The organism is Aeromonas taiwanensis, from assembly GCF_000820165.1.
GTDB lineage: Bacteria > Pseudomonadota > Gammaproteobacteria > Enterobacterales > Aeromonadaceae > Aeromonas > Aeromonas taiwanensis.
The window spans coordinates 1-25,763 of record NZ_CDDD01000099.1; the positions used below are offsets into that span (position 1 = coordinate 1).

A 25,763-nucleotide genomic window follows, 5' to 3' on the forward strand; every position below is an offset into this window, starting at 1 on the left:
CTGCGCTAATCACCGAAAATATTTTTATTCTACAAAAAACAAAGACGACCATGCGGTCATCCTCGTTATACAGCAAGTATGGTGCGAAGAGAGGGACTCGAACCCTCACACCCGGGGGGCACTAACACCTGAAGCTAGCGCGTCTACCAATTCCGCCACCTTCGCGTACCTGACAAGCTGTAAAATGGGGTGGCTGATGGGGCTCGAACCCACGACAACCGGAATCACAATCCGGGACTCTACCAACTGAGCTACAGCCACCACAGCTGTTTTCGTTCTTCAACTCGCCCGTTTAACCGGCGCACTTTTTATGGTGCGCCCGACAGGATTCGAACCTGTGACCTCTGCCTCCGGAGGGCAGCGCTCTATCCAGCTGAGCTACGGGCGCTACGCTGTCGAACGGGGCGCATTATTGATGATGACGCCAAGCTTGTCTACTCTTTTTTTGAGACATAAAACCAAGTGATTGTTTTTCAGTCATTTCTGGCGCTTTTTAAGCCTTTTTGTTTCGTTCAGAGCGGATCCTGGGTCACTCGCTGCTTTTGGCTCCCCCCCACCCTGGCCAGATGGTGGGCAATACCTTGACTTGCCTGAAAGCCCCCCTAGAATGAATGAACGTTCATTCACTCACCTCTGATAACCATGGACAAGAAAGAACGCATTTTTGAAGCGGCTCGCGAGATCCTCGGCGAACAGGGCTTCTACGGCCTTTCCATTGCCGTGGTCGCCAAGAAGGCCAGGGTGGCGGCCGGCACCATCTATCGCTACTTCAGCGACAAGGATGATCTGCTCCGTCAGCTTTATGTGCACACCATCCTTCAATGTCATCCCCAGGTCATGGAAGGCGTGCAGATAGAGGAGGTGTCCTATGCGCAGTATCGCCGCCTCTGGCTGAACATCGATGTGATCTTTACCAGCATCCCCAATGCACTCAAGTGCAAATTGCAGTACGAAAGTTCGCCATTGGGGGCTGAATTGGAGCGGGATCCGGTCATAATGGCGGCATGGGCGCCACTTGAGCGCTTCTTTGAGCAGGGACGCCAACAGGGACTCTTCGTCGATCTCCCCGTGCCTGTGTTGCAGTCATTGAGTCTGGATTGCGTGGCCAACCTGGCACAGCAACGCCGGGTTCACGATTTCGAATTGACGCAGGAACAGCTGGAGACGGTGATCCGGGCCAGCTGGAATGCCATTTTAAACCCTCACTTTTCCACCACAGGAGCCCGTTCATGAAAAAGTGGATGGCCATCATGTTGCTGATAGCGCTCGCCCTGTTTGGCAGTGTCATCGGCTTCAATATGTTCAAGCAGAAGAAGATTGCAGAGTTCATGGCCAATCGACCCGAGCCCGAGTTCCCGGTCACCGCCATGGTCACCAAGGCACAGGACTGGGTCCCCACCATAGAGGCGATCGGCTTCATCGAGCCGAACCAGGGGGTCACCCTCTCCAGTGAACTGTCCGGCACCATCGACGCCATCCGGTTCGAGTCCGGGGCCCACGTCAAGGCGGATCAGCTGCTGCTGAGCCTGGACTCCAGCGTGGAAAAAGCGAATCTGCTCTCCTCCCAGGCCCGGCTGCCTGCGGCCAAGGCCAAGTTCGACCGCTACAAGAACCTCTACCAGAAGAACTCTATCTCCCGGGATCAGCTGGATGACGCCGAAGCCGCCTACCGCTCCCTGGAGGCGGATATCGAAAGCCTGAAGGCCACCATCGCCCGTCGCGAGGTACGTGCGCCCTTCGGCGGAGCCGTGGGTCTGCGCAACGTCTTCCTCGGCCAGTACCTGGAGCCGGGGACCGAGATCGTGCGCCTGGAAGACACCAGCGTGATGCGCCTGCGCTTCACCGTGCCCCAGACCGACATCTCCAAGATAAGCCTGGGCCAGACCATCAAGATCAACGTGGACGCCTATCCCCAGACCCAGTTTGACGGCCAGATCACCGCCATCGAACCGGCGGTCAACTACCAGAGCGGCCTGGTCCAGGTGCAGGCAGACATCCCGAACAACGACGGCCAGCTGCGCTCCGGCATGTTCGCCCGCGCCAGCATCATACTGCCCACGGTGAAGGACCAGATCGTGATTCCGCAGTCCGCCATCTCCTTCACCCTCTATGGCGAGAACGTCTATGTCATTCACGCGGCTGATGGCGTGAAGCGTGCCAAGCAGGTGGTGGTCAAGGCGGGCGAGCGTCGCGGCGACGACGTTCATGTGCTGTCCGGCATCAAGGCTGGCGACGAGATCGTGCTGTCTGGCCAGGTCCGCCTGAGCAACGACACCAAGGTGCGCGTGGTCGAGAACGATGCCCTGGCCGTTCCGGCACAAACCCCGATGCTGTAAGCGCGGAGATCTGCGATGCGATTTACTGACATATTCATAAAACGGCCTGTGCTGGCGGTCTCGCTCAGCTTCCTGATCGCCCTGCTGGGCTTCCAGGCCATCTTCAAGATGCAGGTGCGCGAATACCCCGAGGTGATCAACACCGTCATCACGGTCAACACCAGCTACTATGGCGCCAGCTCGGATCTGATCCAGGGCTTCATCACCCAACCCCTGGAGCAGGCGGTCGCGCAAGCCGACAACATCGACTTCATGACCTCCTCCAGCCAGCTGGGCAGCTCCACGGTGACGGCCTACATGAAGCTGAACACCGACCCGAATGCTGCGCTGTCCGACATTCTGGCCAAGGTCAACTCGGTGCGCTCCCAGTTGCCGAAAGAGGCGGAAGACCCCTCGGTCACCTCCTCCACCGGCTCCACCACGGCGGTGCTCTACATGGGCTTCACCAGCCCGGAGCTCAACTCCAGCCAGATCACCGACTACCTGGAGCGGGTCATCAAGCCCCAGCTGTTTACCGTGGGCGGCGTCTCCAAGGTGGATCTGTACGGCGGGGTCGAATTCGCCCTGCGGGTGTGGCTGGATCCGGCCAAGATGGCGGCCTTTGACCTGACGGCCAGCGACGTGATGACGGTGCTCAACAGCAACAACTATCAGTCCGCTACCGGCCAGGCCACCGGCTACTTCACCCTGTTCAACGGCAATGCCGAGACCCAGGTCAGCAACATCGAGGAGCTCAAGCGCCTGGTGGTGGCGTCCCGGGACAGCAAGGTGATCCGCCTCTCCGACATCGCCAAGGTCTCCCTGGAGAAGAGCCACGACATCTACCGTGCCAGCGCCAACGGCAAGGAGGCCGTGGTCCTCGCCATCAACGCCGCCCCGACCGCCAACCCCATCAACATCGCCCACGATGTGCTGGAGCTGCTGCCGGATCTCAAGCGCAACATGCCGAGCACCATGCAGGCCAACGTCCTGTATGACTCCACCATTGCCATCAACGAGTCCATCCACGAGGTCATCAAGACCATCCTCGAGGCCGCCGCCATCGTACTGGTGGTGATCACCCTGTTCCTCGGCTCCTTCCGGGCGGTCATCATTCCCATCATCACCATTCCCCTGAGCCTCATCGGCGTGGTGATGATGATGGACATGTTCGGCTTCTCGATAAACCTGATGACCCTGCTGGCCATGGTGCTGGCCATCGGCCTGGTGGTGGATGACGCCATCGTGGTGCTGGAGAACGTCGACCGTCACATCAAGGAGGGGGAGGAACCGTTCCGGGCCGCCATCATAGGTACCCGGGAGATCGCCGTGCCCGTCATCGCCATGACGGTCACCCTGGCGGCGGTGTACGCGCCCATCGCCCTGATGGGGGGCATCACCGGCTCCCTGTTCAAGGAGTTCGCGCTGACCCTGGCAGGCGCCGTGTTCGTCTCCGGCATCATCGCCCTGACCCTGTCGCCCATGATGTGCGCCAAGATGCTCAAGGCCAACGAGCAGCCGGGCAAGTTCGAGCGCACCGTGCACGAGCTGCTGGACCGGATGACGGCCCGCTACGACGCCATGCTCCACGCCGTGATGCAAAAGCGTCTCGTGGTGGTGGTGTTCGCCATCATCGTGTTCGCCAGCCTGCCGATGCTGTTCAAGTTCATCCCGAGCGAGCTCGCGCCGAACGAGGACAAGGGCGTCATGGCGGTGCTGGGGACGGCGCCGTCCAACGCCAACCTGGACTACATCGAAAACACCATGGCGGACGTGAACAAGATCCTGGATGACCAGCCCGAGATAGCCTACTCCCAGGTCTTCTCCGGGGTGTTCAACTCCAACCAGGCGTTCGGTATCGCCTCCATGGTGCCCTGGAGCCAGCGCGAGGCGAGTCAGAAAGAGGTGCTGGATCGGGTGGCCGGTCTGGTGCAGGACATCCCCGGGATGGCCATCACCACCTTCCAGTTCCCCGAGCTGCCGGGTGCCTCCAGCGGTCTGCCCATCCAGTTCGTCATCACCACCCCGAACAGCTTCGAGAGCCTGTTCCTGATCGCGGGTGAGATGCTGGCGGCCACCCAGGCCAACGGCCAGTTCGTCTACTCGGATCTCGATCTGAACTACGACTCGGCCACCATGAAGATCAGCATCGACAAGGACAAGGCAGGGGCCTACGGCATCACCATGCAGGACATCGGCACCACCATGGGCACCATGATGGCGGATGGCTACGTCAACCGGATCGATCTGGATGGCCGCTCCTACGAGGTGATCCCGCAGGTGGAACGCAAGTACCGCCTCAACCCCGAGTCCCTCAAGGGCTACTACGTGCGCGCCGCCGACGGCAAGTCGATCCCCCTGGGCAGCCTGATCAAGATTGAAGTGGTGGGAGAGCCCCGCGCCCTGCCCCACTTCAACCAGCTGAACTCCGCCACCATAGGCGCCGTGCCGGCACCTGGCGTGGCCATGGGGGATGCGATCAACTGGTTCAAGGCGACCGCCGAAGAGAAGCTGCCCCAGGGCTATCGCTACGACTTCATGGGGGAAGCCCGCCAGTTCGTGACCGAGGGCAACGCGCTCTACGCCACCTTCGCCCTGGCTCTGGCCATCATCTTCCTGGTGCTGGCCATCCAGTTCGAATCCGTGCGTGACCCCCTGGTGATCATGGTGTCGGTGCCGCTGGCCATCAGCGGGGCGCTGATCGCCCTGGCATGGGGCATGGCCACCATGAACATCTACTCCCAGGTGGGGCTCATCACCCTGGTCGGTCTGATTACCAAGCACGGTATCCTGATCTGCGAGGTGGCGAAGGAGGAACAACTGCTGCACGGCATGAACCGGATGCAGGCCGTGATGCAGGCCGCCAAGGTGCGTCTGCGCCCCATCCTGATGACCACGGCAGCCATGATCGCCGGCCTGATCCCGCTGCTCTATGCCACCGGCGCCGGGGCGGCCCAGCGTTTCAGCATCGGCATCGTCATCGTGGCGGGTCTGGCCATCGGCACCCTGTTCACCCTGTTCGTGCTGCCGGTGATCTACACCTTCCTGGCTTCCGAGCACAAACCCCTGCAGGAATTCGACGAGTCCATTCCGGCGAAAGCCAAGGGTGGTCACTGATTGCCAACCTACAGCAACAAGGCCCCTTTCGGGGCCTTGTTTTTATCCATTGGATGACACACGACATGAGTCCATGAAGCAGTTACACTAAACCGCACTCAATCCAGACCGCAAGGACGCCATGTCAGGAATCTTCCCCAAGGCCGTGGGCCTTAACGGGCTCTCTTATCGCCTCCTTTCCTACATTCTGATCTGCAGTACCGTACTGGCACTGGCCATCACAGTGCTGCAGCTCGCCTGGGACTACAACAAGGACGTGACCGTCATCGAAGCGAGCATCGACCAGATCGAGGCCTCCTTCCTGCAGCCCATCTCCGCCAGCCTCTGGAACCTGGATGAAGAGCAGGTCAAGGTGCAGATAGAGGGCATCATGAACCTGCCCAACATGCAGTTCGTGATGGTCAAGGAGATGCTGGGCAACTCCGAGGTGCCCATGCTGACCCAGGGGACGCAACAGGCCCAGTACGACATCTCCCGCGAGTTCAACCTCACCTATCAGGGGGAAGTGGTCGGCAAGCTGTTCGTCGCCGCCTCCCTGGATCAGGTCTATCAGCGCCTGATAGAGAAGTCCGTGCTCATCCTGGTCAGCCAGACCATCAAGACCCTGGTGGTCTCCTTCTGCATCCTGGTCATTCTCTACTATCTGGTGATCCGTCATATCAACCGCATCGTCACTTACGCCCAGAAGCTGAGCCTGGATCGGCTGGCCGTGGAGCTGACGCTGGAAGGCCGCCCCCTGCCCCGCAAACATCCTGACGAGTTCGACGCGCTGGCGGCCACCCTCAACCAGATGCGTACCCGGCTGAACGACGAGTTCACCGCCCGCCATCAGGCCAGCGAGCAGTTGCAGCAGGAACGGGACTTCTCCGCCACCCTGATCAATTCCGCCAACATGGTCATCTGCTGCATGGAGCCGGATCTCAACATCGCCAGCATCAATCCGGCTGCCATCCTCCTGACCGGCTACCACCATCAGGAGCTGCTGCAGCACAACTGGCTGGATCTCTTCGTCGGCCCGGAACAGCGCGACGAGCTGGCGGCCACCCTGGCCGACCAGGGCACCCTCGAGAACAGGGAGATCACCATGCATGACCAGCAGGGCGACGAGCTGGTCCTGCAGTGGACCTTCGCTCCCTTCTATGAGGGGCCCAACCTCAAGTATCTGATCGGTTTCGGCTACGACATCACCCGCCTGAAGAAGGTGGAGCGCGAGATCACCCTGTTCAACGAGCAGCTGGAAGGCAAGGTGGCAGAGCGCACCCGCAGTCTGAGCGACGCCAACAACCAGCTCGGCAAGGCCTATGACGATCTCAAGCAGGCCCAGCAGACCCTGGTGGAGTCAGAGAAAATGGCCTCTCTGGGATCCCTTGTTGCCGGCGTGGCTCACGAGATCAACACCCCCATCGGCATCAGTGTGACCGCCTCCTCCTACCTGCAGGAGCGGGTGGCCGACTTCAAGCAGCATATCGAGGCCAAGCAGCTCTCCCGCTCCTACCTCAACGAGTTCACCCAGAACCTCGACGAGTCGATGCAATTGCTGCAAGGCAACCTGAGGCGAGCCTCCGAACTCATCGCCAGCTTCAAGCAGGTGGCGGTCGATCAGTCGTCCGAGGCGCGCTACAACTTCAGCCTCGCCGACAACCTGCACCAGGTAGTGGTCTCCCTCGGCTACAAGCTGAAGAAGGCCCAGTGCGAGGTCGACATCCAGTGCGATCCCAGACTGTCGATCTTCTCCTTCCCCGGCAGCTTCACCCAGATCTATTCGAACCTGATCCTCAACTCCATCCACCACGGTTTCGATGGCTGGGACAGGCCCAGGAAGATCACCATCAAGGTGGAGCAACTGGGTGACGAGCTCATCATCGACTACAGCGACAACGGTCGCGGCATCCCCCCGGAGATACTGCCGCGCATCTTCGACCCCTTCGTCACCTCCAAGCGGGGTCAGGGCGGCAGCGGGCTCGGCACCCACATCATCTACAACCTGGTGGTGCAGCTGCTGCGCGGGCGCATCCACTGTGCCAGCGAACCGGGCCAGGGAGCCCAGTTCCACATCAGCCTGCCCATCCAGCAGAACTGAACGCCGGCTCTTGTGAGCCGGCCACTTTGTCCCCATCATGCTGTGATTGCATTCTTAACGAGCGGAGAACCTCGCAATGGCACAGCATTTTGACTATATCGCCATCGGTGGCGGCAGCGGTGGTATCGCCTCGGCCAACCGGGCCGCCATGTACGGCAAGCGCGTCGCCCTGATCGAAGCCAAAGAGCTGGGCGGTACCTGCGTCAACGTCGGTTGCGTGCCGAAGAAGGCCATGTGGTATGCGGGCCAGATCGCCGATGCCCTGAGATATGGCGCCGACTACGGCTTCGACACCACCCTCAACCACTTCAGCTGGGCCAAGCTGGTCGAGTCCCGCCAGGCCTATATCGGCCGCATTCATCAGTCCTACCAGAACGTGCTGGGCAAGAACCAGATCACCGTCATCAAGGGCTTCGCCCGCTTCGTCAGCAGCAACACCATCGAGGTCAATGGCGAGCAGTACACGGCCGATCACATCCTGATCGCCACCGGTGGCCGCCCCGAAGTGCCGGCCATCCCGGGGGCCGAGCTGGGCATCGACTCCGACGGCTTCTTCGAGCTGCAAAGCCAACCAAAACGGGTGGCCGTGGTGGGGGCCGGCTATATCGCCGTGGAGATCGCCGGCGTGATGCAGGCGCTTGGCTCCGAGACCCACCTAGTGGTGCGCAAGCACGCGCCGCTGCGCAACTTCGACCCCATGATCCACGAGACCCTGGTGGAGATCATGGCGCAGGAAGGGCCCAAACTGCACACCCACGCCATTCCGAAAGCCGTGGTCAAGAACGCTGACGACAGCCTGACCCTGCAGCTGGAAGATGGTCGCCACCTCACCGTCGACTGCCTGATCTGGGCCATCGGCCGCGTCCCGGCCACCGACAACCTGAACCTGGCCGCCACCGGTATCACGCTGGACGAGCAGGGCTTTATCCCGACCGACAAGTTCCAGAATACCGCCGTCGCCAACCTCTATGCCGTCGGTGACAACACCGGCCGGATCCAGCTCACCCCGGTCGCCGTCGCGGCGGGCCGTCGCCTCTCGGAGCGGCTGTTCAACAACAAGCCGAACGAGCACCTCAACTACGATCTGGTGCCGACAGTGGTGTTCAGCCACCCACCCATCGGCACCATAGGGCTGACCGAGCCGGAAGCTGTCGCCGAATACGGTGAGGATCAGGTCAAGGTCTACCGCAGCCAGTTCACCGCCATGTACTCGGCGCTGACCCAGCATCGCCAGCCCACCCGGATGAAACTCGTCTGTGTCGGCCCCGAGGAGAAAGTGGTCGGCCTGCACGGCATCGGCTTCGCCATGGACGAGATCCTGCAAGGCTTCGGTGTCGCCATGAAGATGGGTGCCACCAAGGCGGACTTCGACAACTGTGTCGCTATCCATCCCACCAGCGCAGAAGAGTTTGTGACCATGCGCTGATGGCCGTGTGAGGGGAGAAACAAGGGGACTCTCTCAACACCCCAACCCTCTTCATCCCACCAGCACGGAAGAGTCTGCGACCATGCGCTAACCGCATATCAAGGTCACAGCGACTTGCTACCAAACCCGGCTCAGGCCGGGTTTTTTGTTCCATCCACCGCAGATCCCTCGCAAAACCCGCCTTCTTTACGCCGATTTTACGCCCGCTCCCGGCCGCTTTATGGCGCCTTTACGCCCCTCTTTCATACCCTTTCATCGTCAATGACACCTCTGGGATCGACACGGATATGCATCGGTCCCTGACGCTAATTACCTCAACGGAGTCGTTATGAATTGGCTATATCTGCTGCTGGTCCTCGCCCTCGCGGGCTATCTGCTGCGCGCCCTCGCGCGCACCCATGAGTGAGGAACCGGATATGTGGCAAGAGATCATCTATCCCGTCGCGTTTGTACTGCTGGTGCTGCTGCCGGCGCCTCTGCTTGGCAACTACCTGTATCGGGTATTTGAGGGCAAGAGTCGCTGGCTGGCTCCCGTCGAGCGCGCCACCCTGGCCTGCTGCGGCACGGACGGGCGCGAGCAGGACTGGAAGTCCTACGCCCTCAGCCTGCTGGCCTTCAACGGTGCCGGCTTCGGCCTGCTGTTCCTGATCCTGCTGGCGCAAGGGCTGCTGCCCCTCAACCCGCAACAGCTGCCCGGGCTGAACTGGCAACTCGCCTTCAACACCGCGGTCAGCTTCATGACCAACACCAACTGGCAGGCCTACTCCGGCGAGGCCAGCCTCTCCTACTTCAGCCAGATGGTGGGGCTCACCACCCAGAACTTCGTCTCGGCTGCCACCGGTGCCGCCGTCGCCATCGCCCTGTTTCGCGGCATCGCCCGCCAGCAGACCACCCACCTCGGCAACTTCTGGCAGGATCTGGTGCGTTTCTGCCTCTACGTGCTGCTGCCGATGGCATTGATCCTGGCGTTGCTGCTGGTCTGGCAGGGGGTACCCCAGAGCCTGTCGGCCTACCTGCCGTTCCACGCGCTGGAAGGCCAGGAGCAGCTGTTGCCGCTCGGCCCGGCCGCCTCCCAGATCGCCATCAAGCAGCTCGGCTCCAACGGCGGCGGCTTCTTCGGCGTCAACTCGGCCCATCCGTTCGAGAACCCGACCGCCCTCTCCAACTGGCTGGAGATGGTCGCCCTGCTGACGCTGGCCGCCGCCATGGTCTGCACCCTGGGTCGCTACGTGAAGGACCTGGCCCACAGCCGAGCCATCCTCGTCGCCATGACCCTGATGATGGTGATCGGGCTCTTCGTCTCCATCACCCAGGAGCTGAAACCGGACCCTACCCTCGCCCAGCTCACCACTGACGCCAGCAGCATGGCCGGCAACTGGGAAGGCAAGGAGAGCCGCTTCGGCCCCCTGCTCTCCAGCATCTGGGAAGTGGCGACCACCAGCGCCTCCAACGGCTCGGTCAACGCCATGCACGACAGCTTCACCCCCCTCGGCGGCATGGTCGGCATGATCAACATGCTGCTCGGCGAGGTCATCTTCGGCGGGGTCGGCTCCGGCATCTACGGCATGATGCTGTTCGTGCTGCTGACCGTATTCCTGTGCGGCCTGATGGTGGGGCGTACCCCGACCTATCTGGGCAAACGACTCGGCATCACCGAGATGAAGTGGGTGGTCGCCAGCATGCTGGTGATGCCGGTCGGGGTATTGGTGATCGGCGGTATCACCCTGCTGATGCCGGACGCCGCCACCGTCATCGGTCACGACGGCCCCCACGGCCTGTCCCGACTGATCTATGCCTACGCCTCGGCCGCCGGCAACAACGGCTCCGCCTTCGCCGGCCTGGCCGCAGCCGACAACTGGCAGTGCATCGCCATCGGGCTGGCCATGCTGCTCGGCCGCTTCGGCTACATCATTCCGGTGCTTGCCATCGCCGGCCAGCTGGCCCGCGCCCCGCGCCAGGAGCGAAGCGAGGGGGACTTCCCCGTCAGCGGCCCGCTCTTCATCACCCTGCTGATCGTCACCGTGCTGCTGATGGGGGGTCTTTCCTTCCTGCCGGTGCTGGCGCTGGGTCCGGTGGCGGAACACCTGAGCCTGCTGGGAGGTGCCTTCTGATGCTGCGCACCCCACTGATCGCCGTGGTCAACTATTCGATGCTGGGAGCTTTCCAATGAGCAAGTCCGCTTCAATGAGCACCGACACCCTCAAGGTGAAGGGCAAGAAACAGAAATCACAGATCATGCAGGCCATGGTGGAAGCCCTCTATCGCTTCAACCCCAGGGCGCTGCTCGGCAGCCCCATCCTGTTCACCCTCTGGCTGGCGGCCGTGATGGCCAGCGTGGAGTCCCTGCTGGGGCAGCCTGTCTCCGGCGTCGCCCCTTCGCTGGCCTGGCAGCTGACTGCCTGGCTCTGGCTCACCCTCTGGTTTGCCAACTTCGCCGAGACCCTGGCCGAGGGGCGCGGCAAGGCACGGGCCGACAGTCTGAAGGCCGGCATGAGCCAGCTCAGGGCGCGCCGGATCACCCATCCGCAGGATGACAAGGGGGAGTGGGTGCCGGCCACCAGCCTGCGCAAGGGCGATCTGGTGCTGGTGCGCAGCGGCGAGATGATCCCCGCCGACGGCGAAGTGGTCGCCGGCATCGCCTCGGTCAACGAGGCGGCCATCACCGGCGAATCCGCCCCCGTCATCCGCGAGTCGGGCACCGATCGCAGCGGCGTGACCGGCAACACCACTGTCGTCTCCGACGAGATCTGGGTGCGCATCAGCAACAATCCGGGCGAAAGCACCCTGGATCGGATGATTGCGCTGGTGGAAGGGGCCAAGCGCCAGAAGACCCCCAACGAGATGGCGCTGGATGCCCTGCTGGTGGGGCTGACCCTGATCTTCCTGCTGGTGGTGGCCACCCTGCCCTGGTTCCTCGACTACAACGGCACCCAGGTGCCCCGGCTCTACCTGCTGGCCCTGTTCATCACCCTGATCCCGACCACCATCGGCGGTCTGCTCTCCGCCATCGGCATCGCCGGCATGGACCGGCTGGTGAAGCTCAACGTGATCGCCAAGTCGGGCCGGGCGGTGGAGGCCGCCGGCGACGTGCGCACCTTGCTGCTGGACAAGACCGGCACCATCACCTTCGGCAACCGGATGGCGGACGAGCTGATCCCGGCCCCCGGTATCGATCCGGCCCTGCTGGCTCAGGCCGCCATGCTGGCCTCGCTGGGTGACAACACGCCGGAGGGCAAGTCCATCCTGACCCTGGCGGGCAAGAGCCACACCAGACCGAGCCAGCTGGAGAGCGACATCCTGATCCCCTTCAGCGCCGAGACCCGGCTGAGCGGGCTGGATCGCAACGGCCATCGCTATCGCAAGGGGGCGGTGGATGCCGTGCTGCGCTACCTCTCCCTCGATCGCAAGGCGGTGCCCGAGCCCATTCTCAAGTCGGTGGACAGCATAGCTCGCCAGGGCGGCACCCCGCTGCTGGTCTGCACCCACGAGAAGCTGCTGGGGGTGGTGTTCCTCAAGGACATCATCAAGCCTGGCATCAAGGCCCGCTTCCAGATCCTGCGCCACATGGGGATCCGCACCGTGATGATCACCGGCGACAACCCGCTGACCGCCGCCGCCATCGCCGCCGAGGCCGGGGTGGACGACTTCATCGCCGAGGCGACACCGGAGAAGAAGCTGGCCTACATCCGCCAGGAGCAGGCCGACGGCCGGCTGGTCGCCATGTGCGGGGACGGCGCCAACGACGCCCCTGCACTGGCCCAGGCCGACGTGGGGCTGGCCATGAACGAGGGCACCCAGGCAGCCAAGGAGGCGGGCAATCTGGTGGATCTCGACTCCAACCCCACCAAGCTGCTGGACGTGGTGCTGGTGGGCAAGCAGTTGCTGGTGACCCGTGGCGCCCTGACCACCTTCTCCATCGCCAACGACGTGGCCAAGTACTTCGCCATCCTGCCGGCCCTGTTCATCGCCGCCTATCCGCAGCTGGGGGCGCTGAACCTGATGCAGCTGGGCAGTCCCGAGAGTGCCATCCTGTCGGCCATCATCTTCAACGCCCTGATCATCGTAGCGCTGGTGCCGCTGGCCCTGCGCGGGGTCAGCCTGCAGGGCACGGCAGCCAGCCTGCTGCGCCGCAACCTGCTGATTTACGGCGTCGGCGGCCTGATCGTGCCCTTCATAGGTATCAAGCTGCTCGACCTGGTTATCACCGGCCTGGGGCTGGTGTGATGAAAACGCCGCGCGATGGTATCCACGGCCAGACCGTGCCCCCATACACCGGCATCAAGTTGATCGACCTGGTCATCACCGGCCTGGGGCTGGTGTAACAACATCACCGGATGCGGGGCAGACCCGCATCCACTCAACGCATTTGGAGCAAGAAAATCATGATAGCAATCAGAACCCTGCTGACCCTGACCCTGCTGCTGGGGGTGGCTTATCCGCTGGCCGTCACCGGGCTGGCCCAGCTTATATTCCCCTGGCAGGCCAACGGCAGCCTGCTCACCAACGACAAGCAGCAGGTGATCGGCAGCGCCCTGCTGGCCCAGAAGTTCGAGCGGGCCGACTACTTCCACTCCCGCCCCTCCGCCAGCGACTTCGCCACCATAGGTGGCAGCGCCAGCAACCTGGGGATGAGCTCGCCCCTGCGGGCCGAGTTTGCCGCAGCGGCGGCCAGGGCGCAGCCGGAAGCCAGGGTCCCCGCCCTGCTGACCCGCTCCGCCTCCGGCCTCGATCCCCATCTGCCCCTCGATGCGGTGCTGGCTCAGGTGGACCGGGTCGCCGGGCAACGGGGGCTGGATCCCGTCCGTCTGACGGAGCAGGTCAAGTCGGCGGCACAAGCTGGTATCCTTGGCCCCCAGGTGGTCAATATTCTCCAGCTGAATCTGCAGCTCGATAAGGACAAGAATGCGTGATGAGGTGAGGGCCGATGCCCTGCTGGCCAGTCTGGAGCAGGATCACAGGGGCAAGCTGAAGGTGTTTCTCGGCGCCGCCCCCGGTGTGGGCAAGACCTACGCCATGCTGCAGGCGGTGAGGGAACAGGCCAGAGAGGGGGTCGACATCCTGATCGGGGTGGTGGAGACCCACGGCCGCCAGGAGACCCTGGCCCTGCTCGACAAGCTCGCCATCCAGCCGCGCAAGCTGTACCTGCACCGCCAGCAGCGGCTGGAGGAGATGGATCTCGACGGCCTGCTGACCCGCAAACCCGCCATCGCCGTGGTGGACGAGCTGGCCCACAGCAACGCCCCCGGCAGCCGCCACGAGAAGCGCTGGCAGGACGTGGAGGAGCTGCTCGGTGCCGGTATCGACGTCTATACCACCCTCAACGTGCAACACCTGGAGAGCCTCAACGATCTGGTGTGGCAGCTGACCGGGGTCAGAGTCAAGGAGACCCTGCCCGACCAGGTGCTGCTGGAGGCCGACAGCCTGGTGCTGATCGACCTGCCTCCCAAGGAGCTGCTCGGCCGCCTCAAGGAGGGCAAGGTCTATGTGCCCCACCAGGCCAAGGCCGCCCTGCAATCCTTCTTCTCCCTCAACAACCTGACCGCCCTGCGGGAGCTGGCGATGCAGACCGCTGCCAGCCACGTGGAGGGGGATCTGCAACTGCAGTGGCAGGCCGCCGGCAAGACCACACTGCCGCTGCGGGGCAAGCTGATGGTCTGCCTCGGCGACGAGCACGGCGCCGCCCTGGTGCGCTACGGCCACCGCTTCGCCCAGCGCCGTCAGCTGCCCTGGCTGGTGGTGCACGTCGACAGCAAGGGGCAGCGTTCCGCCGAGCAGGAGCAGGCGCTGGCGCTCGCCTCCCAGCTGGGTGCCAAGGTGCTGACCCTCTCCAGCCCGGCGGTGGCCGACGCACTGCTGGAGACGGCCGAACAGCAGCAGGTGTCGCAGCTGCTGCTGGGCAAACCCCGCAAGGCGCCCTGGCGCCGCTCCCTGGTGCAGCATCTGCTCAAGAAAGCTGAGGGACTCGAGATCACCCTGGTGGACACGGAGCAGCGAAAAACCGGACCTAGGTTGCAGCCACCCCACCCCAAGGACATTCGCCAGAGCCTGCTGGCGGTGGTCATCATGGGGACCACCTCGGCCGCCGTCTGGGGCCTCTCCCACTGGCTGCCCCCCGCCTCCCTGCCCATGCTGTTCGTGCTGGGGGTGCTGGCCACTGCTCTCACCACCAGCCTGGTGCCCGCCATCCTGGCCGCCGTGCTGGGCTTCGTCGGACACAACCTGTTGTTCACCGTCCCCTATTTCTCGTTGAGCGTGGCCAGCCACAGCGACCTGCTCACCCTCTTCGTGCTGCTCATCGTCGGCATCACGGCCGGACGCCTCGCCTCCCGTCAGCGCCAGCAGCTGGTCGGTCTGCGCGAGACCCAGCAGCTGGGCAACGCCCTGCTCTCCCTGAGCCAGGGGCTGGCCACCGCCAGCAGCCCGGTCGAGGTACTGAGGCAAGGTTGCCAGGCCATCTCGCTGGCGCTGGGCCAGCCGGTGTTCGCCCTCGACCACCACTACCAGTACTGGGCGGGCTCGACCGAACACAAGCCGGGACAGACCGACAAGGCGGCCATCGACTGGTGTCTGGCCCAGAAGCAGAGCGCCGGCGCCCACACCGCCACCCTCAACGCGGCCGAGGCCCAGTACCATCACCTCAGCGATGACCTGGTGCTGGGCATATTGCTGGCCAATCCGCTCGCCTCCTCGGCCGAACATCAGCTGCAGGCGCTGCTCACCGACATCCGCGCCGCCCTGGCACGGATCGACCTCAACGAGCGGCTGGCCGACAGCCAGCTGCAGGCAGAGACCGACCGGATGCGCGCCGCCCTGCTCTCCTCGGTCTCCCACGATTTGAAGACGCCGCTCGCCACCATCATGGGGGCCGGCAGCACCCTGCAGGAATATGGCGACCGGATAAGTGCGGAGGACCGCGACGAGTTGCTCCACTCGGTGCAGGAGGAGGCGCGCCGCCTGCACAGCTATGTGCAGAACCTGCTGGACATGACCCGGATCGGTTCGCCGGACTTCCAGCTGAAACGGGACTGGGTCGAGCTGGCGGATCTGGTGGAGAATGCCCGTCGCCGGCTCGACTCCTCCTGGCGTCAGCACAAGCTGCTGGTGCACTTCGATCAGCAGATCCCCCGGCTCTATGTGCACGGCGCCCTGATCGAGCAGGTGCTGGTCAACATCCTCGACAACGCCTCCCGCTACTCGCCGGCCGGCACCCCCATCGAGTTCAAGGTAATGCTGGCGGACCCCGACCTCATCATCGACATCATCGATATCGGGGTCGGTATCGCCGAGTCGGACCGGGACAAGATCTTCAACCTCTTCTACACCCAGCCGGTCGGGGATTGCGGCAGCCGCGGCACCGGACTTGGCCTCGCCATTTCCCGCGCTATGATAGAGGTCCACGGGGGCCGCATCTGGGCCTTTTCCGGCCCCAACGGCAACGGCACCTGCATGCGCATCTCCCTGCCGCTGGCCCTCAACGCTCCGGCGGCCTGATGGTCGCCGCCCTTTTTTATCTGCGAGCTGGAGGTTGAATGGCTCACATACTGGTCATCGACGACGAGGCGGCCATCCGCCGTTTTTTGCGGATCAGCCTGGTCGCCGAGGGGCACAGGGTGAGCGAGGCGGTCGGCGTCAACGAGGGGCTGGCGCAGTATCGCCACCTCAACCCCGACCTGGTGATCCTGGATCTGGGTCTGCCGGATGGGGATGGCCTCCAGGTGTTGCAGGCCATTCGCGAGCACCATCAGCATCCGGTACTGGTGCTGTCGGCACGGGACTCGGAGCAGGAGAAGGTACGCCTGCTGGATGCGGGAGCCAACGACTACATGAGCAAGCCGTTTGGCGTCGGCGAGATGATGGCCCGCATCCGGGTGCTGCTGCGCCAGCGGGTCGGCGCCACCAGCGGCGAGTGCCGCCACTTCCCCCACTGCGGCCTGACCCTGGACAGCAGCAGCCACAGGGTCACCCTGAGGGAGGAGGAGGTGGCCCTCTCCCGCAAGGAGTTCGCCCTGCTGCAGGCGCTGGTGTGCCACCCCGGCAAGCTGGTGCTGCAGACCCAGCTGCTCAACGACATCTGGGGGCCGAGCCACAAGGAGGACACCCACTACCTGCGCATCGTCATCGCCAGCCTGCGCAAAAAGCTGGGGGATAATCCCCAGCAACCCAGTCTGATCGAGACCGAATCCGGCATCGGCTACCGTTTTATCGGCAGCTGATGTTTCACGTGGAACGTCGCCAGCAACAACACAGGGCCAACAGTCCGCAGCCACCGAGCAGCAGACCGAGATCCTGCAAGCTGGCTGCAACCGCCAACCCCAGGCTGAGCAACAGGTAGTAACCGAGCCCGAACAGGGCGCCGGCACTGCCTGCCACCTCCCGATAGGCCAGCAGCGCCTGGCTCAGCACATTGGGGATAGCCAGCCCGAATGCCACTACCACACCCATCATGGGCAGCAGAAACCAGAGCGAAGCCTGACTGGCCCACACCAGCCAACCCGAGCCCAGCGCCAACACGGCGGCGAGCCGGATCAGGGAGGCAGGCGACCAGCCAAGCCCCAGCAGACGCTTGTTGAGCAGACTGCCCCCCAGGGTCGCCTGTGCCAGCACGACACCGGAGTAACCAAACTCGCCCGCGCTCAGCCCCAGCCCGGCAAACAGAAATGGCGCCAGACTGTAGTAGCCGAAAAGCATGGTGTTGAACAGGGCCACCAGAGCGGCGCTGCGCCACAAGCCGCTATCACGCACCATCCGGCATGCCAGTGGCCAGAGTGCCATTCGCTGGGTGGTGATCGGCCGGGTTTCCGGCAACTGCCGGCAGGCCATCAGCAACAAGCCGACTGCCAGCGCCAGCAGGGCGCCAAATACCCCGAGATAACCAAAACCATCGGCCAGCAGGCCGCCGCTCACCAGCCCCAGTACTGGGCTCAGGGAGAGCGCTATGCCCATCACCGAAAAGACCCGCGCCAGATCGCTGCCCTGATAGCTGTCGCGCAGCATGGTCTGGGTCACCACTGAGCCCACGGCGGCACCGAAGGCCGCAATGACCCGGGCCAGCAGCAGGGTTTCAAACTGGGTGGCCAGCAACGCCAGCAGGGTGCCGGCGCCATAGGTGAGCAACCCCGCCAGCATGGCTGGGCGCCGACCGATGAGATCGCACAGTCTTCCCCAGCAGACCACGCCCGCCGCAAACGCCAGAAAATAGACCGACAGGGTCTGGGATGCCTGCCCCTCGCTCACCCGAAACTCAGTGGCGATATGGGTCAGTACCGGGCTGTAGATGGTCTCCACTATCTGCGGAAACATCATCAGTCCGACCACCAGCCAGAGCGGTGGCAACTTGTTGTTCATGACAAACCTCCTTCACTAGAGAGGCCGTCATTCTAGAGTGACGCCGATTGTCCGATTACAATAAGCAAGACTATAAACATCAAGAATCGGACACATGGCCTTTATTCTTCCCGATCACCCTTTTGATCCGGACCAGCACGACGGCAGTGCCATCGGGATCGCCGCCGCCCTCGGCTGGCACGACTCCGGCCGCCACCAGCACAGGCGCCATCAGCTGCTGTTCGCCCAGGCCGGCTGCATGACCATAGAGCTGGACGATCAGGTCTGCCTGCTCCCGCCGACGCGAGCCGCCTGGTTGCCGGCGGGTCTGCCCCATCGGGTGCTGATGCGCGGGGTGGTGGCCTATCGCTCCCTCTACTTCCAGCCGGAGCCTGGCTTGCCGGCCGAGATGGCGGTGCTGGCGGTCAACCCGCTGCTGCGGGAGATCATCGAACGGATGGCGCTCTGGCCGTGGGACAAGCCGGAGGCAGAGCAGACCTGCACGCTGGCATTATTGAAAGAGGAGCTGGCGCAAGCGCCGCGGGAATCCTGGCTGTTGCCGCTGCCGTCAGACGTTCGTCTGGCCGGCTGGCTGCAGGAGGTGAAACAGGGTGGCGCCCTGCCCGATCGGCTCAACCGGCTGGCCGAACGGGTGGGTGCCAGTGACAAGACCATAGGCCGCATCTTCATGCGGGAGACCGGCATGAGCTACCAGGCCTGGCGTCAGCAGTGGCGACTGCTGCGGGCGCTGGAGCTGCTGGCAGAAGCCGAGCCCATCAGCCGGGTGGCGCCTGCGCTGGAGTTCGCCAGCGACAGCGCCTTCATCGCCTTCTTCAGGCAACATACGGGGCAGACCCCCTTGCGCTATCTCAACTCTCGGGGTGAGTCGTATCGGCCGAGCTCGCCTCCACCACCAGGGTATCCAGCGCCAGCGGCTTGAGGTTGTGAATGGCTTCCGCCACCACGGCATGGGAGGCCTGCTGCTGCTGGGCCAATATTTCCTGCTCCAGCTTGACGCTGTCCAGTTCGGGTCTGGGGTATTCGTCGGCCATGACGTTCAGGCTCAGGCTGCAGGCAATCAAGGTTGCGATCAGGATTTTCATCTGGTGTGCTCCGGTGTGGTTGGGATGACCAGATAGCTACTCCAATAGTTGTGCCAGATTTATAAGCTTATGATTTTAATGATATAAGTATTTTTTTGATGCTATTGATGGCACTCTGAGCATGTCCATTGGTTATTTTAAAACCTATAAGTGGTTGTTTTTACCACACCCAGGGAACACCCCTTGTTTCACGTGGAACACTCCATTTTTTTGATCGACACCCGCTTTTAAACTGAGCTATGGTGCTAGCTCCCCCCTAACAACTGACTCTGGATTTGCCACCGAATGGAATTCTCCTTGTTCGGCGAGAAGTTCACTCGCCACGCCGGTATTACCCAACTCATGGACGACCTCAATCAGGGACTGCTCAACCCCGACGCCATCATGCTGGGAGGCGGCAACCCGGCCCCCATCCCCGCCATGCTTGAGCGCTTCCAGACCGAGGCAAAGACCCTGCTGGACAACGGCGAACTAATCAAGGCCATGGCCAACTACGACGGCCCGCAAGGCAAGGACAGGTTTACCAGAGCGCTGGCCGGGCTACTCAGCAAGGAGCTGGGCTGGGAGATCTCCGCCCGCAACATCGCCCTGACCAACGGCAGCCAGAACGCTTTCTTCTATCTGTTCAACCTGCTAGCCGGTGAGTTCGCCGACGGCCGCAAGAAGAAGGTGCTGTTCCCGCTGGCCCCCGAATACATCGGCTATGCCGACTCGGCCCTCTCGGACGATCACTTCGTGGCCTACAAACCCACCATCGAGAAGCTGCCAGACGGCCAGTTCAAATATCACGTGGACTTCGAGAGCCTGCAGGTAGGCGATGACATCGGGGTGATCTGCGTCTCCCGTCCGACCAACCCCACCGGCAACGTGCTGACCGACGAGGAGATCGAGCACCTCGATCAGATCGCCCGCGACAAGGGGATCCCGCTGCTCATCGACAACGCCTACGGCGTCCCCTTCCCCGGCATCATCTTCAGCGAGGCCAAGCCGTTCTGGAATGCCAACACCATCCTCTGCATGAGCCTCTCCAAGCTGGGGTTGCCTGGCACCCGCTGCGGCATCGTCATCGCCGACGAGAAGATCATCCGGGCCATCACCAATCTGAGCGGCATCATCAACCTGGCACCCGGTAGCCTGGGACCCGCCATCACCATTCCGATGATCGAAAGCGGCGACATCATCACCCTGAGCGAACAGGTGGTGAAACCCTTCTATCGCCAGAAGGCCGATCTCGCGGTGCAGCTGTTGCGGGATGCCATTCCGGATCCCCGCTTCCACATTCACAAGCCGGAAGGCGCCCTCTTCCTCTGGCTCTGGTTCGAAGACCTGCCGATCCACTGCCAGGAACTCTACGAGCGATTGAAGGCGAAGAACCTGCTGATCGTGCCTGGCCACTACTTCTTCCCCGGCATCGACGATCCCGAGTGGCGTCACAGCCGGGAGTGCATCCGTCTCAACTACTCCCAGAGCGAGGAACTGGTGCGTCGCGGCATCGCCATTCTGGCCGACGAGATCAACGCCCTCTACGCCGGCTAATCCCCTCTCGGCGATACAAAAACAGAGAGGCCTGCGAATGCAGGCCTCTCTTCTATCGGGTGGTCAGCGATACTGTTTAGCCGGGCAGCGCCAGTTGCTCTGGTTTGCCGATGGGAATGGCGCGGGGCTTGAGCGCCTCCGGCAGCTCCCGGGCCAGCTCTATGGTCAGCAGACCGTGCTCCAGTTTAGCCCCCTGCACTTCCACGTGCTGGCTCAGCTTGAAGGCGAGCTCGAAGTCCCGCTCGGCGATCCCCTGATGAAGGAACTGGCGCTCGCCCATGGAGGCGACCTTGCGCCCCTTCACCTTGAGGGTGCCGTTTTCGGTCTCCAGCTCCAGCTCATTGCGATCGAAACCGGCCACGGCAACCGTGATGAGGTAGCTGTCATGATCGCGTTTTTCGATGTTGTACGGGGGGTAAGCCGAGGTCTTCTGATCGAACAGGCCTTCCAGCTCACGGGCCATCCGCTCGAAGCCGACGGCATTGGAATAGAGATGAGAAAAATCGAGGTTACGCATGATCCTATCCTTCTATAAAGCAACAGGGTTTACTCTCCACGGGCCCGTCAATCGGCACCCGGGAAACATCAACAATGCAACGAGGTCAGGCTGTCAGCCGTTGATCTCGATCTTGCGAGGCTTCATCGCCTCGGGCACTTCGCGCACCAGATCGATGTGCAGCAGACCGTTTTTCAGGTCGGCGCCCTTCACCCGCACATAGTCGGCCAGCTGGAAGCGACGCTCGAAGCCGCGCTCGGCTATGCCTTGATAGAGGTAGTTGCGCTCGGTGTCGGCCTGTTTGTTGCCCTTCACCGTCAGCAGATTTTCCTGGAAGCTCAGCTCCAGCTCTTCCTGGGTAAAGCCAGCCACCGCCATGCTGATGCGATAGTCGCTGTCACCCAGCTGCTCGATGTTGTAGGGGGGGTAACCGGCATTGCCATTGCTGGCGGCAGATTCGATGAGAGTGGCCAGACGATCGAAACCGATGGCAGAACGATAGAGCGGAGAAAAGTCGATAGAACGCATAGTATTATCCTCTTTTGAGCGATAACGAATTGTTTGCCCTCCTGATTGACGGGCTCCTGGTCGAAACCTCTGTCGAGCGTTCCGGCCTTGTTATCTATATAGGGGCCCGCTTTCGGCTTTCAAGACCCCTGATCGAAAAATCTTCTTGTTGTCCGTTGCAGGCTGTTTCTCGCCAGAGCTACAGGCCGTTCCTCCAGTCCTGCAATCGAATGGGATTAGCGGAGTCCATGTTCCACGTGGAACGAGCGGATGTAGCTCAAGATGCCAAAAACAAAAAGCCGCTCACAAGGAGCGGCTTTCTTATATCGCGCTAACCGTATCGAATTAGACGTCGAGGTTGGCCACACGCAGAGCGTTGGTCTCGATAAAGTCGCGACGGGGCTCTACGGCGTCCCCCATCAGGGTGGAGAAGAGTTGGTCGGCACCGACGGCATCGTCGATGGTGACGCGTAGCATGCGGCGGGCTTCCGGATCCATGGTGGTTTCCCACAGCTGGTCCGGGTTCATCTCGCCCAGCCCTTTATAGCGCTGGATGTAGATGCCACGCTTGCCTTCCCCCATCAGCCATTCAACCGCTTCCACGAAGTTCGCGACCGGTTTGACCTTCTCGCCACGCTTGATGTAACCGCCTTCCTCGATCAGGTTGGCAATCTCCTTGCCCAGGGAGACCAATTGACGGTACTCGCCGGATTGCAGGAAGTCGTAGCTGAGCGGGTATTCGCGGTCGACCCCGTGCTGGCGTACCACGGCGTGCGGCACGAACAGGCTGCGCTCTTCGTCGCGGCGTACCTGCATCTGGTACTGGATGCCGTGGTTGCTCTCGTTGAGCACGGCTTCCATGCTCTGGCACCAGGCCTGCAACTCGCTCTCGCTGGCCAGCAGGGTTTCGTTCAGCTCTGGCTGATAGATCAGCTGGGTCAGCACGGCTTCCGGCGCACGGCGGGACATGCGAGTGATCAAGTGAGAGACGGCACGATGCTGGTTCACCAGACGCTCCAGCGCCTCGCCACCGATGGCCGGGGCCGATTCGTTGACGTGCAGGGTCGCACCGTCCAGCGCCATGGCGGTCTGGTATTGCAGCAGCGCGTCCTCGTCTTTCAGGTACTGCTCCTGCTTGCCCTTCTTCACCTTGTAGAGCGGCGGCTGGGCGATGAAGACATAGCCACGCTCGATGATTTCCGGCATCTGACGATAGAAGAAGGTCAGCAGCAGGGTACGGATGTGCGCACCATCGACGTCCGCATCCGTCATGATGATGATGTTGTGATAGCGCAGCTTGTCCGGGTTGTACTCGTCGCGACCGATGCCGCAGCCCAGGGCGGTGATCAGGGTGCCCACCTCCTGGGAGGAGATCATCTTGTCGAAGCGGGCCTTCTCCACGTTCAGGATCTTGCCCTTGAGCGGCAGAATGGCCTGGTTCTTCCGGTTGCGACCCTGCTTGGCGGAACCACCCGCAGAGTCACCCTCCACTATGTAGAGTTCGGACAGGGCCGGGTCTTTCTCCTGGCAATCCGCCAGCTTGCCGGGCAGACCTGCGATGTCCAGCGCGCCTTTACGGCGGGTCAGTTCGCGGGCCTTGCGGGCCGCCTCACGGGCGCGGGCCGCATCGATGATCTTGTTGACCACGATCTTGGCATCGCCCGGGTTTTCCAGCAGGAAGTCCGCCAGCTTCTCGCCCATCGCCTGCTCGACGGCAGTCTTCACCTCGGACGAGACCAGCTTGTCCTTGGTCTGGGAGGAGAACTTGGGATCCGGTACCTTGACGGAGATGACGGCGATCAGACCTTCACGGACGTCGTCACCACTGGCGGCGGACTTGGCCTTCTTGCTGTAGTCCTCCTTGTCCATGTAGTTGTTCAGCGTCCGGGTCAGCGCGGTACGGAAGCCCACTAGGTGGGTACCACCATCCCGCTGCGGGATGTTGTTGGTGAAGCAGTAGACCCCTTCCTGATAGGCGTCGTTCCACTGCATGGCGACTTCGACGCCGATGCCGTCCTGCTCAGTGGTGAAATGGAATACCTTGGGGTGGATCGGGGTCTTGTTCTGGTTCAGGTACTCAACGAAGGCCTTGATGCCCCCCTCGTAGCAGAAGTGCGCCTCACGGCCGTCACGCTCGTCCATCAGGCGGATGGAAACGCCGGAGTTGAGGAAGGAGAGCTCGCGCAGACGCTTGGCCAGGATCTCGTAGTGGAACAGGGTGTCGCTGAAGATGGTCGGGCTCGGCCAGAAGCGCACCTCGGTCCCGGTGCCGGTGCTGTCGCCGATCTGCTTGAGCGGCGCCTGCGGCTCGCCCAGGTGATAGGTCTGCTCGTAGACGTGACCGTTGCGGCGGATGGTCAGCAGCAGCTTGTCGGAGAGCGCGTTCACCACGGAGACGCCCACGCCGTGCAGGCCGCCGGACACCTTGTAGGAGTTGTCATCGAACTTGCCGCCCGCGTGCAGCACCGTCATGATGACTTCGGCGGCGGAGCGGCCCTCTTCCGGGTGAATGTCCACCGGAATGCCACGACCGTTGTCGCGCACGGAGACGGAGCCGTCGGAGTGGATCTTGACCTGGATATCGGAGCAGTAGCCAGCGAGCGCCTCGTCAATGGAGTTGTCGACGACCTCGAACACCATGTGGTGCAGACCCGATCCATCGTCCGTATCGCCGATGTACATCCCCGGGCGCTTGCGGACCGCATCCAGGCCCTTCAGCACCTTGATATTCGAGGAGTCGTAAGTATTTTCACTCATAGCTTACTCTCTGCCTTCTCTAACGTTTCGGAGATCTTGCCTTGTTCCACGTGGAACAGCTTGCAGTCACTCGCATCCATCATGTCTGCGAGCTGGCCGGTATCGATGGCGGTAATGAACACCTGAGACGCACACTGCTTCAGCCTTGCAGCCAGCAGACGACGCTTGTCGACATCCAGTTCAGAGGCAAAATCATCAATTAAAAAAATACAGCCGCGGCTGCTATGTTGATTCAAATAGAGCCCTTGGGCCAGTCGCATGGCACAGACCAGCAACTTCAACTGACCCCTGGACAAAATATCCTGAGCGGGAACGCCGTTTGCCTTGAGCCGCACGTCCGCCTTCTGCGGACCGACCCCAGTGTACCCCATGGCACGATCCCGTTCGAACCCCGCCTCCAGCAACTCATTGAGAGGCGTGTCTTTTTCCCAGCCTCGATAGAATCCAAGACTGATATCGAATTCCGGCAGGAAATCTGCCGTCATCTCCTTGATCAGGGGGGTAATGGCCTGACAATAACTGGCGCGAAAGCCGGCCAGCTCACCACCCAGACGTACAAGCTCCTGATCCCAGTGCGCCAGCTGGCGATACTGTGTGCTCTGGCGCAGCAGGGCATTGCGCTGCTTCAGCAGCCGCCGCACTCGCCCCCAGAGGGAAAAGAAGGTCGGTTCCTGATGAAAGACCCCCCAATCCAGCCAGGCCCGGCGTGCCTGGGGCCCACCGGTCAGCAGACTGAAACCATCGGGGTGGATCAGTTGCACCGGCAACAGCTCGGCCAGATCGGCCAGGCGCTGGGCCTGGACACCGGCAATCTTGAGCTGGGTCTCGCCCCCCTTGTCCTTGGCAAGCCCGATGGGCACCTGACGCCCCTCCAGCTCGCACTGGGCAAACAGGGTAAAGGCCCGTTCGCCCTGGCGGATGACCCGCCCGGTCAAATGAGTACGAAACGAGCGGCCGAGACCAAGGTAATGAATGGCTTCCAGCACGCTGGTCTTGCCGCTGCCGTTGCTCCCGACCAGGATATTGAGGCCGGGCGACAGCGCGAGACTGGCGTGCTGAATGTTGCGAAAGTCGCTGAGCTGGAGTTTGACCAGGGACACGA

At 62.4% G+C, this 25,763-nt stretch carries 18 protein-coding genes and 3 tRNA genes; 12 read left to right on the forward strand and 9 right to left on the reverse strand.

All coding sequences use genetic code 11. The annotated features are described in order from the left end of the window. Positions 1-79: 79 nt before the first annotated feature. From BN1136_RS16735 to BN1136_RS16745, 3 genes are all read right to left on the reverse strand, one after another. Positions 80-165: transfer RNA gene (locus BN1136_RS16735), tRNA-Leu, on the reverse strand. Between the two features lie 20 nt (positions 166-185). Beyond that, a tRNA-His gene (locus tag BN1136_RS16740) sits at positions 186-261 on the reverse strand. A gap of 50 nt (positions 262-311) precedes the next feature. Continuing rightward, positions 312-388: transfer RNA gene (locus BN1136_RS16745), tRNA-Arg, on the reverse strand. Between the two features lie 254 nt (positions 389-642). Between BN1136_RS16745 and BN1136_RS16750 the strand changes: the two genes are divergently transcribed. The 10 genes from BN1136_RS16750 to BN1136_RS16795 all read left to right on the forward strand — a co-directional run bounded on the left by BN1136_RS16750 (position 643) and on the right by BN1136_RS16795 (position 17,151). Continuing rightward, on the forward strand, positions 643-1,233 hold the full coding sequence (locus tag BN1136_RS16750) for a TetR/AcrR family transcriptional regulator (RefSeq protein ID WP_043763732.1): 591 nt from the start codon (positions 643-645) through the stop codon (positions 1,231-1,233). After that, positions 1,230-2,336, forward strand: coding sequence for an efflux RND transporter periplasmic adaptor subunit (locus BN1136_RS16755; RefSeq protein ID WP_043763734.1), 1,107 nt, complete (start codon positions 1,230-1,232; stop codon positions 2,334-2,336). Before BN1136_RS16750 ends, BN1136_RS16755 begins: the two co-directional genes overlap by 4 nt. Before the next feature lie 15 nt (positions 2,337-2,351). Continuing rightward, positions 2,352-5,432 carry a multidrug efflux RND transporter permease subunit gene (locus BN1136_RS16760; RefSeq protein ID WP_043808961.1) on the forward strand — a complete coding sequence of 1,027 codons (3,081 nt, stop codon included), beginning with the start codon at positions 2,352-2,354 and terminating at the stop codon, positions 5,430-5,432. A 121-nt stretch (positions 5,433-5,553) separates the two neighbouring features. Then, positions 5,554-7,512 (forward strand): ATP-binding protein, encoded by a 1,959-nt coding sequence (locus tag BN1136_RS16765; protein ID WP_043763745.1) that lies wholly within the window; start codon positions 5,554-5,556, stop codon positions 7,510-7,512. A gap of 76 nt (positions 7,513-7,588) precedes the next feature. After that, positions 7,589-8,938, forward strand: a complete 1,350-nt coding sequence (gene gorA / locus BN1136_RS16770) for a glutathione-disulfide reductase (RefSeq protein ID WP_043763748.1) — start codon at positions 7,589-7,591, stop codon at positions 8,936-8,938. A gap of 416 nt (positions 8,939-9,354) precedes the next feature. Then, positions 9,355-11,049, forward strand: coding sequence for a potassium-transporting ATPase subunit KdpA (gene kdpA / locus BN1136_RS16775; protein ID WP_043763751.1), 1,695 nt, complete (start codon positions 9,355-9,357; stop codon positions 11,047-11,049). Positions 11,050-11,104: 55 nt separating this feature from the next. Beyond that, on the forward strand, positions 11,105-13,162 hold the full coding sequence (kdpB, locus tag BN1136_RS16780) for a potassium-transporting ATPase subunit KdpB (protein WP_043763753.1): 2,058 nt from the start codon (positions 11,105-11,107) through the stop codon (positions 13,160-13,162). A gap of 158 nt (positions 13,163-13,320) precedes the next feature. Next, on the forward strand, positions 13,321-13,848 hold the full coding sequence (locus BN1136_RS16785; protein WP_043763755.1) for a potassium-transporting ATPase subunit C: 528 nt from the start codon (positions 13,321-13,323) through the stop codon (positions 13,846-13,848). Continuing rightward, entirely contained in the window at positions 13,841-16,429 is a 2,589-nt protein-coding gene (locus BN1136_RS16790) for a sensor histidine kinase (RefSeq protein ID WP_043808964.1), read from the forward strand. The genes BN1136_RS16785 and BN1136_RS16790 overlap by 8 nt, the downstream gene beginning before the upstream one ends. Before the next feature lie 38 nt (positions 16,430-16,467). After that, positions 16,468-17,151 carry a response regulator gene (locus BN1136_RS16795; RefSeq protein WP_043808967.1) on the forward strand — a complete coding sequence of 228 codons (684 nt, stop codon included), beginning with the start codon at positions 16,468-16,470 and terminating at the stop codon, positions 17,149-17,151. Positions 17,152-17,155: 4 nt separating this feature from the next. Here BN1136_RS16795 and BN1136_RS16800 read toward each other — a convergent pair whose 3' ends face one another. Continuing rightward, positions 17,156-18,283, reverse strand: a complete 1,128-nt coding sequence (locus BN1136_RS16800; protein ID WP_043808969.1) for a multidrug effflux MFS transporter — start codon at positions 18,281-18,283, stop codon at positions 17,156-17,158. Positions 18,284-18,377: 94 nt separating this feature from the next. Between BN1136_RS16800 and BN1136_RS16805 the strand changes: the two genes are divergently transcribed. Further along, positions 18,378-19,202, forward strand: a complete 825-nt coding sequence (locus BN1136_RS16805; RefSeq protein ID WP_043763766.1) for an AraC family transcriptional regulator — start codon at positions 18,378-18,380, stop codon at positions 19,200-19,202. Here BN1136_RS16805 and BN1136_RS20030 read toward each other — a convergent pair. Beyond that, complete coding sequence (locus BN1136_RS20030) at positions 19,132-19,365, reverse strand: hypothetical protein (RefSeq protein WP_081843890.1); 234 nt, start codon at positions 19,363-19,365, stop codon at positions 19,132-19,134. The genes BN1136_RS16805 and BN1136_RS20030 overlap by 71 nt on opposite strands. Before the next feature lie 285 nt (positions 19,366-19,650). Here BN1136_RS20030 and BN1136_RS16810 point away from each other — a divergent pair, with 285 nt between their 5' ends. Next, complete coding sequence (locus tag BN1136_RS16810) at positions 19,651-20,901, forward strand: valine--pyruvate transaminase (RefSeq protein WP_043763769.1); 1,251 nt, start codon at positions 19,651-19,653, stop codon at positions 20,899-20,901. A 76-nt stretch (positions 20,902-20,977) separates the two neighbouring features. Here BN1136_RS16810 and BN1136_RS16815 read toward each other — a convergent pair whose 3' ends face one another. The 4 genes from BN1136_RS16815 to recF form a co-directional block, all read right to left on the reverse strand. Then, positions 20,978-21,418, reverse strand: coding sequence for an Hsp20 family protein (locus tag BN1136_RS16815; protein WP_042027063.1), 441 nt, complete (start codon positions 21,416-21,418; stop codon positions 20,978-20,980). Between the two features lie 93 nt (positions 21,419-21,511). After that, positions 21,512-21,925: an Hsp20 family protein gene (locus tag BN1136_RS16820; RefSeq protein ID WP_043808971.1), complete on the reverse strand. Its 414-nt coding sequence runs from the start codon at positions 21,923-21,925 to the stop codon at positions 21,512-21,514. A gap of 324 nt (positions 21,926-22,249) precedes the next feature. Further along, positions 22,250-24,661 (reverse strand): DNA topoisomerase (ATP-hydrolyzing) subunit B, encoded by a 2,412-nt coding sequence (gene gyrB / locus BN1136_RS16825; RefSeq protein ID WP_043763777.1) that lies wholly within the window; start codon positions 24,659-24,661, stop codon positions 22,250-22,252. Next, complete coding sequence (gene recF, locus BN1136_RS16830) at positions 24,658-25,761, reverse strand: DNA replication/repair protein RecF (protein ID WP_043763780.1); 1,104 nt, start codon at positions 25,759-25,761, stop codon at positions 24,658-24,660. Before recF ends, gyrB begins: the two co-directional genes overlap by 4 nt. Between the last annotated feature and the right edge of the window lie 2 nt (positions 25,762-25,763).

Excerpts from the sequence above, each read along its gene's own strand:
- BN1136_RS16750 (WP_043763732.1), top strand. The coding sequence starts at position 643 with ATGGACAAGAAAGAACGCATTTTTGAAGCGGCTCGCGAGATCCTCGGC.
- BN1136_RS16755 (WP_043763734.1), top strand. The coding sequence starts at position 1,230 with ATGAAAAAGTGGATGGCCATCATGTTGCTGATAGCGCTCGCCCTGTTT.
- BN1136_RS16760 (WP_043808961.1), top strand. The coding sequence starts at position 2,352 with ATGCGATTTACTGACATATTCATAAAACGGCCTGTGCTGGCGGTCTCG.
- BN1136_RS16765 (WP_043763745.1), top strand. The coding sequence starts at position 5,554 with ATGTCAGGAATCTTCCCCAAGGCCGTGGGCCTTAACGGGCTCTCTTAT.
- gorA (WP_043763748.1), top strand. The coding sequence starts at position 7,589 with ATGGCACAGCATTTTGACTATATCGCCATCGGTGGCGGCAGCGGTGGT.
- kdpA (WP_043763751.1), top strand. The coding sequence starts at position 9,355 with ATGTGGCAAGAGATCATCTATCCCGTCGCGTTTGTACTGCTGGTGCTG.
- kdpB (WP_043763753.1), top strand. The coding sequence starts at position 11,105 with ATGAGCAAGTCCGCTTCAATGAGCACCGACACCCTCAAGGTGAAGGGC.
- BN1136_RS16785 (WP_043763755.1), top strand. The coding sequence starts at position 13,321 with ATGATAGCAATCAGAACCCTGCTGACCCTGACCCTGCTGCTGGGGGTG.
- BN1136_RS16790 (WP_043808964.1), top strand. The coding sequence starts at position 13,841 with ATGCGTGATGAGGTGAGGGCCGATGCCCTGCTGGCCAGTCTGGAGCAG.
- BN1136_RS16795 (WP_043808967.1), top strand. The coding sequence starts at position 16,468 with ATGGCTCACATACTGGTCATCGACGACGAGGCGGCCATCCGCCGTTTT.
- BN1136_RS16800 (WP_043808969.1), bottom strand. The coding sequence starts at position 18,283 with ATGAACAACAAGTTGCCACCGCTCTGGCTGGTGGTCGGACTGATGATG.
- BN1136_RS16805 (WP_043763766.1), top strand. The coding sequence starts at position 18,378 with ATGGCCTTTATTCTTCCCGATCACCCTTTTGATCCGGACCAGCACGAC.
- BN1136_RS20030 (WP_081843890.1), bottom strand. The coding sequence starts at position 19,365 with ATGAAAATCCTGATCGCAACCTTGATTGCCTGCAGCCTGAGCCTGAAC.
- BN1136_RS16810 (WP_043763769.1), top strand. The coding sequence starts at position 19,651 with ATGGAATTCTCCTTGTTCGGCGAGAAGTTCACTCGCCACGCCGGTATT.
- BN1136_RS16815 (WP_042027063.1), bottom strand. The coding sequence starts at position 21,418 with ATGCGTAACCTCGATTTTTCTCATCTCTATTCCAATGCCGTCGGCTTC.
- BN1136_RS16820 (WP_043808971.1), bottom strand. The coding sequence starts at position 21,925 with ATGCGTTCTATCGACTTTTCTCCGCTCTATCGTTCTGCCATCGGTTTC.
- gyrB (WP_043763777.1), bottom strand. The coding sequence starts at position 24,661 with ATGAGTGAAAATACTTACGACTCCTCGAATATCAAGGTGCTGAAGGGC.